General features: G+C 35.1%; 10 protein-coding genes. 5 read left to right on the top strand and 5 right to left on the bottom strand.

Annotated elements, in window-relative coordinates; all coding sequences use genetic code 11:
• Positions 1-2 precede the first annotated feature (2 nt).
• The gene (locus tag AC1Q7L_RS05415; protein ID WP_072408487.1) at positions 3-728 is read right to left on the bottom strand and encodes an NUDIX hydrolase; all 726 of its coding nucleotides are present in this window, start codon (positions 726-728) and stop codon (positions 3-5) included.
• 565 nt (positions 729-1,293) lie between these two features.
• Complete coding sequence (locus AC1Q7L_RS05420) at positions 1,294-2,484, bottom strand: glycoside hydrolase family 88 protein (RefSeq protein ID WP_492306721.1); 1,191 nt, start codon at positions 2,482-2,484, stop codon at positions 1,294-1,296.
• A gap of 345 nt (positions 2,485-2,829) precedes the next feature.
• On the opposite strand from AC1Q7L_RS05420, the gene AC1Q7L_RS05425 reads away from it, so the two are divergent.
• The 5 genes from AC1Q7L_RS05425 (at position 2,830) to AC1Q7L_RS05445 (ending at position 10,067) form a co-directional block, all read left to right on the top strand.
• Positions 2,830-3,273, top strand: a complete 444-nt coding sequence (locus AC1Q7L_RS05425) for a sugar dehydrogenase complex small subunit (RefSeq protein WP_492306722.1) — start codon at positions 2,830-2,832, stop codon at positions 3,271-3,273.
• Positions 3,270-5,360, top strand: a complete 2,091-nt coding sequence (locus AC1Q7L_RS05430) for a GMC oxidoreductase (protein ID WP_492306723.1) — start codon at positions 3,270-3,272, stop codon at positions 5,358-5,360. The genes AC1Q7L_RS05425 and AC1Q7L_RS05430 overlap by 4 nt, the downstream gene beginning before the upstream one ends.
• A gap of 4 nt (positions 5,361-5,364) precedes the next feature.
• Positions 5,365-6,852, top strand: a complete 1,488-nt coding sequence (locus AC1Q7L_RS05435; RefSeq protein ID WP_492306724.1) for a ferritin-like domain-containing protein — start codon at positions 5,365-5,367, stop codon at positions 6,850-6,852.
• 236 nt (positions 6,853-7,088) lie between these two features.
• Complete coding sequence (locus tag AC1Q7L_RS05440) at positions 7,089-8,645, top strand: peroxidase, FMP-type (protein ID WP_492306725.1); 1,557 nt, start codon at positions 7,089-7,091, stop codon at positions 8,643-8,645.
• Between the two features lie 384 nt (positions 8,646-9,029).
• Positions 9,030-10,067 (top strand): heme-binding protein, encoded by a 1,038-nt coding sequence (locus AC1Q7L_RS05445; RefSeq protein ID WP_492306726.1) that lies wholly within the window; start codon positions 9,030-9,032, stop codon positions 10,065-10,067.
• A gap of 10 nt (positions 10,068-10,077) precedes the next feature.
• Here the strand turns inward: AC1Q7L_RS05445 and AC1Q7L_RS05450 are convergent, their stop codons facing one another.
• The 3 genes from AC1Q7L_RS05450 to AC1Q7L_RS05460 form a co-directional block, all read right to left on the bottom strand.
• The gene (locus AC1Q7L_RS05450) at positions 10,078-10,590 is read right to left on the bottom strand and encodes a thermonuclease family protein (protein ID WP_492306727.1); all 513 of its coding nucleotides are present in this window, start codon (positions 10,588-10,590) and stop codon (positions 10,078-10,080) included.
• Positions 10,591-10,784: 194 nt separating this feature from the next.
• On the bottom strand, positions 10,785-12,593 hold the full coding sequence (locus AC1Q7L_RS05455; protein WP_492306728.1) for a hypothetical protein: 1,809 nt from the start codon (positions 12,591-12,593) through the stop codon (positions 10,785-10,787).
• 375 nt (positions 12,594-12,968) lie between these two features.
• Entirely contained in the window at positions 12,969-13,997 is a 1,029-nt protein-coding gene (locus tag AC1Q7L_RS05460; protein ID WP_066749971.1) for a rod shape-determining protein, read from the bottom strand.
• Positions 13,998-14,072 lie beyond the last annotated feature (75 nt).

The following is a 14,072-nucleotide window of genomic DNA, read 5'->3' on the forward strand; positions in this document are numbered from 1 at the left end:
TATTATTTTATTAGTCTGGTATTGTTTTTCTTATAAATTTTAGCATCAAATCTGTAATATCTTGCAGCGCGATGCGAAACATTGGTTTCTATCTCTTCCAGCGGGATAATGTAACTGAACGATGAAATCTTCTTGTGAAAATTTTTAATGTCAATTCGTTTTTCACTTAAAGCGCTGTATAATTGATACAGCTGTCTTATCGTGAATCTTTTCGGTAACAATTCAAAAATAATTGAGAAGTCAGATTCAATCCATTTTCTGATCTCAATTAAAGATTCACTGATGATTTTATTATGATCAAATGGCAACGACGGAACTTCATCAATCGGATGCCAATCTACCGTATCGTATTTTGTACTGTTAATCTTGTGGTCGATCTTGCAGAGAGAAAGATAAGCCACCGTTATAATCCTATCAATGTGATGTTTATACTCTGTATCCATCCACTTTATATCATCCTGATTACTAGCCCGTAACGGATCTGCAAAGCATTTAAACTGCTTAAGAACCATTTTCTTAATGCCAGTTAATTCATGAAGCACACGTTGAGCTGCATCATCTACATCTTCGTCGCTAAGTATTAAACTACCCGGCAACTTTCTTTGTCTTTCTGCAGGCACATCGTCCATGCGACGCTGTACCAATAAAATGTTCAGTCGATTTTCAAGGTCGAAACCAAAAACAACACAGTCGACAGAAACATAAGTATGAATAAAATTCGGAATCATTTCTATGTTAACATTTACGTAACATGACAAATATAAAAATTCAATCGAGATAAAAAAATAAAATTATCACTACCTACTGCTTATCAACCTATTACATATCTATTTCTTATGATAACAATACCATCAAAAATATGATAAGGTTATCGTAAATAGGATGATATATTTTTACAAAGAGATTCAGAAATAGACATTTAGATTAAAATAAATCAGGAATAAAATAAATGGATATTATCATTAAAAATATGATAAGAAAATCAAGAAATTATTTTATTTTTTTTGAAAATATTTTCATAATAATCCACTTTTTGCTATAAAAATGACAGTAAATGATGGAAAAATTTCACCATTTTTATTATCAAAGCTTAGAATTTTATCAAAACGAGAAAATAATAGAATGAAGAATTGGATAAAACAACTTATTTAAGAATATAAGTTTAACAGTGAATAGATACTTTTAATAATAGATGATTTTTTAACGCTAAGGTCGCAAAGTTTTTTTTAATAATTGAGAATATTTTTCGTTCGTAAAGTCGTTTCACTCAGCAAAGTTGATATTTATAAAATTTTACAAATACCAATCTTTGTATCTTTTCAGAGCTTCCAGAAAATAATAATCTGCATAGATTAACGGAACATCAATCTCAGAGTTCAACGGCAATCCGCCTGTGCTGTGCATTAATAAGAAACCTCCGTTTTCGCCTAATTTTGCCTGATATTTTTCGTTTGATAAACTTGTCAGGATTTTTCGGGCAACATTTATGTAATTTTTCTTTTCATCACCTTTTGTATATTGTCCTAATTCTAATAATGCGGAAGAAATAATTGCCGCCGCAGAAGCATCTCTCGGAACATTGGGAATTTTTGGATCATTAAAATCCCAATACGGAATTTTATCTTCCGGTAAAGTGGGATTATTGAGAATAAATTTCGCAATATTTTGAGCTTGGCTTAAATATTTTTCATCTTTTGTGAATCTATACATCATCGTATACCCATACAAAGCCCAACCCTGCCCTCTTGCCCAAGCCGAAGAATCGGAATATCCCTGAAATGTTTTTTTGCTTAAAACTTTCCCTGTATTCACATCATAATCAATGACATGATACGAACTGTAATCAGTACGAAAATGGTTTTTCATCGTTGTATTAGCATGGGCAATCGCAATTTCTTCCGTCTTTTTGTTCCCTCCGTTTTGTGAAGCCCAAACTAACATTTCAAGGTTCATCATATTATCAATGATAACAGGACCTTTGAAATCTGCCATTTTATCCCAAGACAAAATTGCCTGCATTCCCGGACGAAATCTTGTAGAAAGTGACTCTGCCGAAGTGAGAATAATATCTTTATATACCGGATTTTTTGTAATTCTGTACGCATTTCCAAAACTACAAAACATCATAAAACCAAGATCATGATCTCGGGTAAAGGTCTTGTTTGATTCTATCAGATTTAAAGTTCTTTCTGCTTCTTTTTTGATTTCAGGATCTTTGGTTTGTTCATAGATCATCCACAACGAACCCGGATAAAAACCAGAGCACCACCAACTGATATCTTTTGTAATCACCTTTCTGTCAGATGCTTTGTATGATTGTGGCATTTTATCTTGCGAAATGCCTTTCATTAAATATTTATATTGCTTTTCAGCAAATTGAAATTCGTCCTGAATCAGTTTTGACACCTGCTTTTTACTGCTTTGCGCTGTAACTGCAACACTCAATATTGTGAAAAATGTAATAGATATTTTATGTAAAGTCATTTTTTATGAAATTATGGACAATTTAATTAATTTTTATAAAATCTTAATTGAAAATAAATCTTATTTAGTCTAAAAATAAAATTTATTATGTTAACATATTTAATCTCTACAAAGTGATAAATTATGTAATTTTAATACAGAAAAAATTCAATTCAAGCCTTATCTAGACTGATTTTAAATAACATTGAGAAGATACAAATTAAGTAGAAATACTGAAATTAAAACAAATTCAACTCTTTAATTTTGAATAAACAAAAACTGATAATTATGGCAAATGAGCAATGCTACAAAACATAAAATGATAACTGTCATTTAAAAAACTTTAACCATCAAAATTTAAACGAAATGATTATTAACAAAATCCTCAACGTCGATGATTACTACTACGACGTGTTTATGGCGATTTCAGGAACTCTTACCGGATTTTCTGCGAACGAGCTGCAATCTACCGGTTTGGCGGAGACTTATTACAAGCATATTTTAGGTCAGATCGAAACCGCAACATTCTTAGAATTTCTGAACGTTTCAAAATCTATCCTTGAAAATTCTTTCAGTCAGGATCAATTGAGAAATGCCATTCAATCCGAAATTATGGCAGATCCGGGAATGCAGGATATGTCGAACAATATCATCACAATGTGGTATTTGGGAACTTGGGAAGGCGCTTATGTGAATGAATTATCATACAAAGAAAGTTTGGTTTGGAGCGTTATGCACGCCCATCCACCGGGAGCAAAACAACCTGGTTTCAAATCTTGGGCGGTTCAACCTGTAAACAGCAACTCATGAGCAATATAGAATTCAAAAAAGATGTGATCATCGTTGGAACGGGGATCGCAGGATCATTGATCGCCAAACTTTTAACCGATCATGTTTTTGACACAGAAAAAGGCAAAATGGTTTACCGTGCAGAAGTTGATAATCCTGAAAATGTAAGAGAATTATCAATTTTAATGTACGAAGCCGGACTGGAAGCTGGATTAGAGCTGGACTCATCGTCATCATTGACAACCTACAACGAATATATCCGTAAATTTTACATGGAGGAAGCCAAAGTTCCGAATTCTCCTTATCCGAATTTAAAACAGGCTCCATCACCGGATGTTTTGGATATGGAAAAAATCATTCCGCCGTTTCCGGATAAAAAAGGATATTTGGTGCAGTTTGGGCCGATGCCGTTTGCGAGTGATGCCATCAGAATCGGTGGCGGAACAACGCTTCACTGGCTGGGAACAACTCCAAGAATGCTTCCGAATGACTTCAGATTAACTGAAAAATATGGTATTGAAATCAATAAACCTGATTCTCAGATTAAAACCCCTATCAACTGGCCAATTGATTACGATGCTTTAAAACCATATTACGAAATGGCTGAATTTGAAATCGGTGTTTCAGGAAATGTGGCGGCGCAGGAATATCCGATTTCGGAAAGTATGGAAGAGTATTATGGTAAAGACTATGTTTTTCCGATGGATGAAATTCCTCAAAGTTATATGGATCAGAAGATTATCAATGGTCTTACAGGAACCAGTGTTCAATTAAATTTTGAAGAATTTCCGTTAACGATGGTTCCGTCTCCTCAGGGAAGAAATTCTACTCCAAATCCTGCTTATGGAAAAGCAAAAATCATCAAAGCAAATTCTACAGATTCGGGATACAAATTATCATTAAATAATATTGAAAACGAAGAGTACAAAGCGCTAGGCTCTGTCTGGAATCCTTACATGGGAGAACGTTGCGAAGGAAATGCTTCGTGCGTTCCGATCTGTCCGGTTCAGGCAAAATACAATGCCTTGAAAACGTTGAAAAAAGCGTTATATAAATTCAATAAAAACGAAAATCTTCAAAAACATAAATTCATTAGCGTTCAGGCGCAGAGTGTTGTGTACAAATTGAGTGTTGATCAGGCAGATCAGGAAAAAATTTCAAAAATTCATTTAAGAAGATATATTTCTAAAGAAAAAACTGATTTTGTGGAAGAAGTTGTTGACACGTCAGATTCAATTGTGATTCTTGCAGCCAATGCTTTTGAAAATCCAAAAATTTTATTGAATTCAAAATATACCGTAATCGAAAACGGACAAAAAGTTGAAAAAACCGTTGCAAACCGAAGCGATCAGGTAGGAAGAAACTTAATGGATCACATGGTAATGCTGACTTGGGGATTGTTTCCGGAACCCATTTACTCGTACAGAGGTCCTGGTTCTACGACCAATATTTCGTCTTTCCGTGACGGAAATTTCAGAAGTGAATTTTCTGCGTGGATTTCTCCACTAGACAATTGGGGATGGAGCTGGCCGGCATTTTCTCCGGGATCAGATCTTTCAGAATTTTTGGGACAGGGTCTTTTTGGAGCTGAATTAAAAGAAGCGTTGGCTTACAGACTTTCAAGACAGGTTTTATTCCATTTTGAGATCGAGCAATTACCGAATCCTAACAACAGAGTGACCATCAATGATCAATATCTGGATGCTTTGGGAATTCCGCGCCCTGTCATTAATTATGAACTGACGGAATACGAAATGAAAGCAATGGAACAGGCAAAATTAGCTTCGGATCAAATGTTTAAAAGGTTGAATATCGAAGATTTCACCAAATATACCGAAGCAGACAAAAACACTTTCATCTACAACAACGTAAGATATTCTTACAACGGAGCGGGTCATATCGTAGGAACTCACAGAATGGGCGACAATGCGGATGATTCTGTTACCAACAGTTATTGCAAATCTTGGGATCACCCGAATTTATACATCGTTGGCGCAGGAAATATGACGACTTTGGGAACTTCGAACCCTACTTTAACATTATCAGCATTCACAATTCGTTCGGTAGAATCTATTTTGAGTGATTTAGAAAACAAATTTAAAAACTGAAACCATGAGACAAAGACTTATCAATAAAGCAGAACCAGAACAGATTTTATTAAAAGGTGCTTTATCCGGCAAAAATACCCTTGTTGAAGAGGCAATTTCTTTACATTCTTTATTATTTGACACAAAAATCAGCAAAGAAGATTGGCTGGAAGGTTTGAAATATCACAGTAAAACTTTAACCAATTTATTATTAAATAATCAGATCAAAGAATTTAATGATTACTTGAGTTCTCAGTTCGGATCAGTGTTGCAGGAGATCAGTGTAGACAAATTAGATACAAAAATGACTCCTTCATCTAAAAAAAGTAGTCTAGAAAACATGAATTACCGTTCTGTTTTACAAGACCTTTTGCAGACGGCAATTCTTATTGAGCACTCAACAATTCCGCCTTATCTTACAGCTTTGTATTCTATTAAAGATGGGACAAATTTATTGGCTTCACAAATCATCAGAAGTGTTGCCGTAGAAGAAATGCTTCACATGATCATGGTTTGTAATGTGATGAATGCTGTGAATATTCAACCTTCCGTCAACAGACCTCAAAACTATCCTACTTATCCGATGAAATTACCGATGAACGTTGATTTCTTCGTAGGATTGGAAACGTTTTCTACGAATAGTATCGCCACATTTATCGCCATTGAAAGTCCGAGCAGTCCTTTGGTTAAAGCTCCGGTATATGATCATATTGAAGAAAATCAGTCATTGCTTAAAAGTGCTTCAGTAGAAGAAAATAACTTCTGGACTTTAGAAAATATGAAAGGTTTCATCATGGAAAATGTTCACACGATTGGTGAATATTATGATGTTTTGTTCTTTTATATTGTTGTTTTCCAAATCATTGCTTATTACAAAGCCAACGGGAAATTACCTCAAACTTTTGAAGAATTAAATACAGGCGGAATCTTCACAGGAAATCCGGCAAAACAGATCCGTCCGGAACAATATTACGGAAGTGGCGGAAAATTACACGCCGTTGAAGCTCTAGCAGGAGTAATTGCTGTTTTCCAAGAGATTAAAGGTCAGGGAGAGGGTGCTGACGACACCGTTTTTGATGTTGATCCTTCCCAGTTTGAAGAAGGAATGGAATTGGCGCATTATTTTAGGTTTAAAGAAATTTTCCATGAACATTATTATTTAGATGGAAACTATAAACCTTTTATGGATGAAAACGGAATGATGCCTGTCACTACTCCACCTGTTGGAAAAGCACTGCCTGTAGATTGGAATGCTGCTTATCCGATGAAACCAAACCCGAAAATGGCAGATTATCAGTCGAATCCGCAATTGTATGCGCAGGGAAAAGCATTTAATCAAACATATAAAAATTTATTGGATGCGATTCAGGCTGCTGTAGAAGGGGATGCAAAAGAATTAGAAAAATCAATCATGTATATGTATGCTTTAAAAGAGCAGGCGATTGGATTGATGAGCCAACCGTTGGATTCTCAATACAATGCAGGGCCAACTTTTGAATATCCTACAACTTAATTTTTTTTTAAATTTTAACCACAAAAGAAACAAAAGATTAACACTTAAGTTATTTAAGTTCATTTATTTATCTGCAAATAAGAGCACATAAGTTTTTAAAAATCTTTGATTTTTATTCTAGGATGAACTTTTGATTTCTAAATAACTGTTTTAACAAATCAATAAGAGCTTTTGCATCTTTTGCGGTTAAGTTTTAAAACAACTTCATTAATTAATAACCATAAAAACAATATATCATGTTAAAAAGAGAAAAGGAAAGTCCTGAAAAAGGGAGTGAATTCTTAAGAGCACCACAACCAAGTCAGGATCAGCAAGGTTATCTTGCCAAGTTAATGAAAGGATACTCGAAACTTTTGATCGACGATCCGGTAACCCCTTTTAGAGAAGAAAATTTACAGGACATTGCGAATGATGTAAAGTATGGTGTTTTAGAAGCATTAAATGGAACATGGGTAAGTTATAATGCCAATTACAATAAAAATATCGACCGTCCATCATTAGGAAGTGGAATTCACACGACGATTATGCCTTCTCCAGGAACCAATCAAAATACAATTCCAGGAAAATTTAGTTTTGATACTGAAGAATATATTGAAAAATTAACATTCGAAATCGTTCCCGGTGGTGTCCGTAACCGTGGTGGTGCAACGGAATTATTTTGTGGTGCTGTAAAATACGATCAAACCATTAAAAGTGTAAATAAAGTAGACGGAAATCCAAATTTACAATATGCCGGAATTCACGAAGAAAACGGAATGTATCTTTGGTTAAGCGACGTTTACAATTACGCTGCAACTGAAGAAACCATCAAAAGAGACCGTGGAATTCACGCTTTTTCTAATGAAGATTTTGAAAAATATGGATATAAAGGAGAATACAGAAACGAACCTTTGGTTGAAGTAAAAGATGAAAACGGTAACTCTTCATACATTCTTTTGAGCCAATTAAAAGAGGGACAGCAATATTATCAAATCATCCCTGCACAGGAAATAAAGCCAATGGATGGAGTTAAAGGACCTTATTTTATTCCGGATTATTCGATCTCAAGAAGTGGAGTTATCCCTCACGGAAGCACGATTACAGTATTGGGAGATATTACACCTGAAAGTAAAGATAATAAAGTATATTACCTTAGAGACGGCGCTCCGCAATTCCCTACCGGTCTTGCTACTTGGAATCCTCCTCATCTTGCTATCTCACCAACTATGGGAGGTGCGGGAGGTGCTATTAACCTTGACGAACCGGCTCCGGCATGGGTTCACCAGACTTTAACGGATGAAACCGACCCTGGTTCAAACAAAATTTATACGCAGAGAATATTGGCAAATGAGCTATATCCTTACTGTGTAAGACCGGATATGAGATTAAGAGACACATTGAGCGGACAAAATGTTGCCAATTATGTACTTGTTCAGTTATCATCAAAAATGCAAACCGGAGCGCAAGGCGGAATTCTAAACGTTCCTTTTGTTAATCGTTTTGTACCGACAGTGGAAATAGATTTTAATCTTTGGATCGAAACTGTAATTGAAGATGGAAAAGAAATTCTTCAGTTACAATACGAACAAATTATATTTTTCGAATTTGATTTTGGAAACGATGGTGGTACAACAAGCTGGCCACACATTCAGGTGAATACGCTTCGTAAAATCGAGGATATTCCTGCAGATCAGAGAAAAATAATCGAACAGGAATTTTTCAATGCACCTCCTGCAATGAATATGACAACAACTGCCGCAGTTTCTGAGCGTATTGCCAATCCACCTTCAGGATGTCCTTATCATAAAGAATAAAATTTTGATTTAATCTTATCAATTCAAATAAACTCTACTCAACCTTATAGGTTTCAGAAACCTATAAGGTTTTAAATCAAAAAATTAAACTTTATTTTTTATTAGAAGCTTTATCCTGCTTTTCACTATATCTTTTTAGTTACGGCCTCCGCTTCGCTCCGGCCGCAACCAAAAAGGATGTCGTTGCAATCAGGGCTATGGCTGTAGTCGTTTATTTAAATATCCACGAAGCTTGTCATCCTGTAGGGGATCTAAATATAGTATTAGAAAAGTTTAGAAAGATTCGAGTCTAGATGCTACAAACATACTGGAAAGCGTAGCTAAAAATATAAGTTTAAAACAAATTAAAAAACTAAAACTAATTAACCTTAAAAACTAAAAATTATGAATCTAGAAAGCAAAATGAGAGGATTAACATTAGGAGCACAAGTCCTTCCTCTTGAAAAAGTTTCTGCCTCAGATCTTGGCGCTTTGGCTCCACTTGTAGGAACCTGGAAAAACGTTGACGTTCCTGCAACATCTATTTCAGCGGGTTGGAATACCATTTCTGTTCCCGGACAGGATAAAGGATTTGTTTTTGAAGTCATTCCTTACAAGGAAACATTGACTTTCAATCCCGTTGTTGTACAGGCCGGAAATCGTGGCCCTGTCGTGAACGGACAGCAAGTAGAACAAATGATCTTCGGTCTTTTGTATGAGCAGCAAATTATAAGCGCTTGTGACAGTAGTTTTTGTAACGAGCGTGGTTTTCCTGCAGGATCAACGATTCATGTTGAGACAGGATTATTTTTAAATTTAGGTCAGCCAAACGGAGGGTATACGATTGCCCGTATGTCAACTATTCCTCACGGAAATTCATTATTGGCTCTTGGAAGCTCAGTTGAAGTGGGTAATCCGGGAACAGACTTTTTTAGTCCGGCTTCTTCAATTCCAACTTTATTGAATGGTGACAGAATAACACAACTTGGTTATTCAGATCAGATTATTGGGAATCCACAGTTTGCACCATTCAATCAGGTCAACCCAAATGCATTCCTTGAATCTACATTGGAAGCTTTAGTAGGAACAGGCGGAGTGAGTAATATGACTGTTATTCAAATGTCTACCGACACACCGGAAGCCAACGGAGGAATTTTGAATATTCCGTTTATCCAGACTAATGTCAATGCTACCAAAATGGATGCAACTTTCTGGATTGAAGATATTGTAGACAGTGCAGGAAATCCTAGTCAGGTATTGCAATATTCGCAGACCATCAATCTTGTTTTCCCTGCTACAGGATCTGCACAGCCTGTTAATTGGCCTCACGTTACGGTCAATTCTATGGTAAAAGTACCTGAAACCATGCAACTGCAACAAAAATTTCAAAGTTTAGATGTAATGGAAGGATTAGATGTGACGCAAGGACTTACAGAAAGTTAATTTTTAAATACTAAACCTCCGGATTTAATTCGGAGGTTTTTATTTTTAATTTAGCAGCTTTCGATTTTTCTTTCTTTATTTTTCTGAAATCCCAAGGTGATATTGCATTTTTATCTGCCCATAAACCTCGCTTCTTTTTCTTTGCTAAAATTTCATATTCTTTTAACTGAAGATTTTTAGAATCTTTAAAATACCACCATCCATAGCCGGATTTAATGATTTCCGCAGAAAGATATTTGTCATCATCATAAAATATTTTGGCGATCGTTCTTCGATATCTGTCTTTTTTGATTCTGTAAAATACAACCTCTTTTCCAAAGACTTTTGAACTCGTAAATTGTTTTGCATTGTTGCCAAAAGGCTGTTTCTTTTCGGGACAATCTACCTCTGCCAAACGTAATGTTTCCTGAGTTTTATCTGCTAATAAAGCAACAACAGTATCTCCGTCTTTTATGCCGATAATTTTTGCCTTGATTTGAGAAAACACCCACATAGACGCAAAAAATAGCAGTACACACATCATTTTTTTCATGAGTGCAATGATAAGAACTTTAAATGGAAAATTCAAAAACCTTCAAATTAAAATTTGAAGGTTTTGTTTATTAATTATTATTTTTTTTAACGCAAAGTCTGCAAAGCTTTTTTTAACCAATGATTCTGCTGATTTTAAGTTCGCAAAGGCGTTTCACTTAGCAAAGTTCACAAAAAATTTCATTATTACTTTTCAAATATTGGAAGTTCAATTCCTGAAAGCATCATTTTATAGTGTTGAAGCTGATTATTAATTGTATTTAATTCTGATTGAAAGAAATTTGATTGACTAAACAAGTTTTCATAATACGAAATTCCCTCAAAAAGATTTTCTTTAAATGTTTTCCATTTTTTATCCTGAGATTTTGTCACTGTTCCCGAGAAATCGGCAATTTCTTTTTTCAGATGATCGACGTACATTTTCAGTTCATTAATGAACATATTTGGGCGATCATTATCGGAAAGAATATTGGTGTTCCCATAAATATGTTGTACCATCTGCGAAAGAGAAACTTCTTTATCGAAAAAAGCAAGATTAGGCCCCGGACAAATCACCACACCTTGTTTTTCTCCTTTTATTTCTAACTTTTGCTCCATGTAAGCAGCGTTCACCAATCCGACACATAAACATGCCTTTTCCGTGATCTCATCTTTTCTTTTTTGAAATTGCTCTGGCGTTATCTCTTTCTTTTCGATTTCTAAATTTTCAAGTTTAATATCCTGATATTTTTTCGAAGCGGTACAAATTCCTTCAGCTGAAAACTCTTTACTCAGCGCCAATAATTTTTTAGGACACGAACTTCCATAGCGGTTTTTGCTATTTTTGTTTTGTCTAAAAATTTCGTTGGAAGTTCCTTTTACCGTATTGAAAGGCACTCCCAAAGGCGAAAGATTACTTAAATAAAAATCATTTTCTTTGGATTTTAAAAGCAAATTTCGGGTTTCATCATCCACTGAAGTCGCTTCCGGAACAAGCAAAAACGGAGAACCCCAACCAACACTGTTTACATCATAAGTTTTCAGAAGAAAATCATGTTCTTCTGAGGTTCCTACTCCACCCTGAACGGTAATTTTCATTTCCAAAGGCTCAGAAACTGTAATTTTCCCTTTTTGTTGTAAGGCATTGAGCATTAATGAATGCGCAGAATCAATTAGTTCGTTTTTCTTTTGTTTGAATTCTTCCATGATCGGACCGAGCAATAAACCTTCAGTAGCAAAAGCGTGACCGCCACAATTCAAACCGGATTCTATTCTGTACTCAGAAACCCAAAGTCCTTTTTTAGCCAAAAAATTCCCCTGAATCATGGCAGAACGGAAATCACTCACTTTTAAGATAATTTTCTTTTTCAGAAAACCATTTTCATCAGGAAAAAAGTCATCAAATTCTTCGATATAACTGTACAAACGAGGATTCATCCCCGCGGAAAGTACTACTGATGAAGATAATTTACTGTTGGCAAAACCGCGTAAAGAAGCGTGAGCATCATTATAAATAACAGGTAATTGCTCATTTTTTTTGAAGTTATCTTTATCAACTTTCGTCATGATATTGACATCTATACTCCCGGGAGCAAGATTTTTTTCAATAAAATGTTTAATTGAAGACGTAAAACTTTCCTTTTGATTCAGAAGATTTTGCAACCCGTTTTTCAGCTCTGATGTGTTGGGAAGCATATCCACAAAGTTCATTAAAGCGGTTTTGTTTTTCGCAATTTCTTCTTTGAAAGTATCAAACTTTTCATTGACGATATCATCCACCATGTCCAGATAAGCAGTAATTCTTTTGGCACGGTAGTCGTCTATTTTTGTTGAAATACTTGAATAATTCAAATTGAATTTTTCATTATAAAAGTTTTTCATTTTCTCTATAATTTCATCATCAATTATAGAAACAACGGAAGAAATTCCGTATTGTGCGACACGGATAGGACTGTCTATCGTATACGCTAATCCCATCACAGGAATATGGAAATTGTGTAAAGGTTTTTTGATCATTTTTATATTCATTAAAATAATTCTTGGCCTCTAAATTCCCATCAACTAATTCACTGTAAAAATATCAGTTTAAAATTAATTATGCATTAAATAATAATTGAATTTCTTGAAAATATGCTTAAAATCATTCTCTATACTATTTTAATGCAAAGAGCGCAAGGTTTTTTTTGACTACTAGCTGTTTTTAAATTCGCAAGGGCGTTTGACTACGTCGAATCTTCGATTTCACTCAGCTAGGAGACATATGAATATAAACCCCAACTTTAGTCAGGGTTTATATTTTTTATTATAATTAAAATAAACCTTTAATAGCGTGTCGATACCTGTTAATAATCAAATAAAAACAGTGCAAATCGAAAATAAGTTCTTAAAAAATTAACTGCTCATTAAAAATCTAAACTTATTGATGTTTTTAAGCGCGATTCCTGTTCCACGAACAACTGCTCTTAAAGGATCTTCAGCAACACATACAGGCAGTCCTGTTTTTTTGTGTAGTCTGTCTGCCAATCCGTTTAATAAAGCACCACCTCCGGCAAGATAAATACCTGTTTTGTAGATATCTGCAGCCAATTCCGGCGGAGTAAGAGAAAGTGTTTCCATTACAGCATCTTCAATTCTCATGATAGATTTATCCAGAGCTTTGAAGATCTCTTTATAATTGATCATGATCTCTTTTGGCTTACCCGTAATCAGATCTCTTCCCTGTACAGGAATGTCTTCTAAAGGATAATCCAGTTCCTCCAGTGCAGAACCTATTTCAATTTTAATTCTTTCGGCAGTTCGCTCTCCAATATATAAGTTATGATATGATCTTAAAAAGTAAGAAATATCATTGGTAAATACATCACCAGCAATTTTTAAAGATTTGTCACAAACAATTCCTCCGAGCGCAACAACAGCGATTTCGGTAGTTCCCCCACCTATATCAACAATCATATTTCCTTCAGGACTCTGTACATCAATTCCAGCTCCAATAGCGGCTGCCATTGGTTCATAGATCAACTTTACTTCTTTGGCATTTACCTTCAATGCAGAGTCTTTAACGGCTCTTTTTTCAACCTCGGTGATTCCGGAAGGAATACAAATAACAATTCTAAGCGCAGGCTGAATAAACCTGCCTCTGATTCCCGGAATTTGTTTGATGAATTCCTTGATCATATGTTCCGAAGCGTGAAAATCGGCAATAACTCCATCTTTTAAGGGACGGATTGTTTTAATATTTTCGTGGGTTTTCCCTTGCATTAATTTGGCTTGTTCACCAACTGCAATGGGCTTTCCTGTTGTTCTGTCTATAGCGACAATGGAGGGCTGATCAATAACAATCTTGTTATTATGTATGATTAGTGTATTAGCGGTTCCAAGATCCATTGCGATCTCCTGCGTAAACATATCAAATAACCCCATTTTATCGTTCTTTTATTATATTGCAAAGTACGGCTTTCTGTACGGATATAGATGTCGGGGAAATTGGCAATTGGA

Source organism: Chryseobacterium sp. GW823-FHT05E08, from assembly GCF_058795655.1.

Excerpts from the sequence above, each read along its gene's own strand:
- AC1Q7L_RS05415 (WP_072408487.1), bottom strand. The coding sequence starts at position 728 with ATGATTCCGAATTTTATTCATACTTATGTTTCTGTCGACTGTGTTGTT.
- AC1Q7L_RS05420 (WP_492306721.1), bottom strand. The coding sequence starts at position 2,484 with ATGACTTTACATAAAATATCTATTACATTTTTCACAATATTGAGTGTT.
- AC1Q7L_RS05425 (WP_492306722.1), top strand. The coding sequence starts at position 2,830 with ATGATTATTAACAAAATCCTCAACGTCGATGATTACTACTACGACGTG.
- AC1Q7L_RS05430 (WP_492306723.1), top strand. The coding sequence starts at position 3,270 with ATGAGCAATATAGAATTCAAAAAAGATGTGATCATCGTTGGAACGGGG.
- AC1Q7L_RS05435 (WP_492306724.1), top strand. The coding sequence starts at position 5,365 with ATGAGACAAAGACTTATCAATAAAGCAGAACCAGAACAGATTTTATTA.
- AC1Q7L_RS05440 (WP_492306725.1), top strand. The coding sequence starts at position 7,089 with ATGTTAAAAAGAGAAAAGGAAAGTCCTGAAAAAGGGAGTGAATTCTTA.
- AC1Q7L_RS05445 (WP_492306726.1), top strand. The coding sequence starts at position 9,030 with ATGAATCTAGAAAGCAAAATGAGAGGATTAACATTAGGAGCACAAGTC.
- AC1Q7L_RS05450 (WP_492306727.1), bottom strand. The coding sequence starts at position 10,590 with ATGATGTGTGTACTGCTATTTTTTGCGTCTATGTGGGTGTTTTCTCAA.
- AC1Q7L_RS05455 (WP_492306728.1), bottom strand. The coding sequence starts at position 12,593 with ATGATCAAAAAACCTTTACACAATTTCCATATTCCTGTGATGGGATTA.
- AC1Q7L_RS05460 (WP_066749971.1), bottom strand. The coding sequence starts at position 13,997 with ATGGGGTTATTTGATATGTTTACGCAGGAGATCGCAATGGATCTTGGA.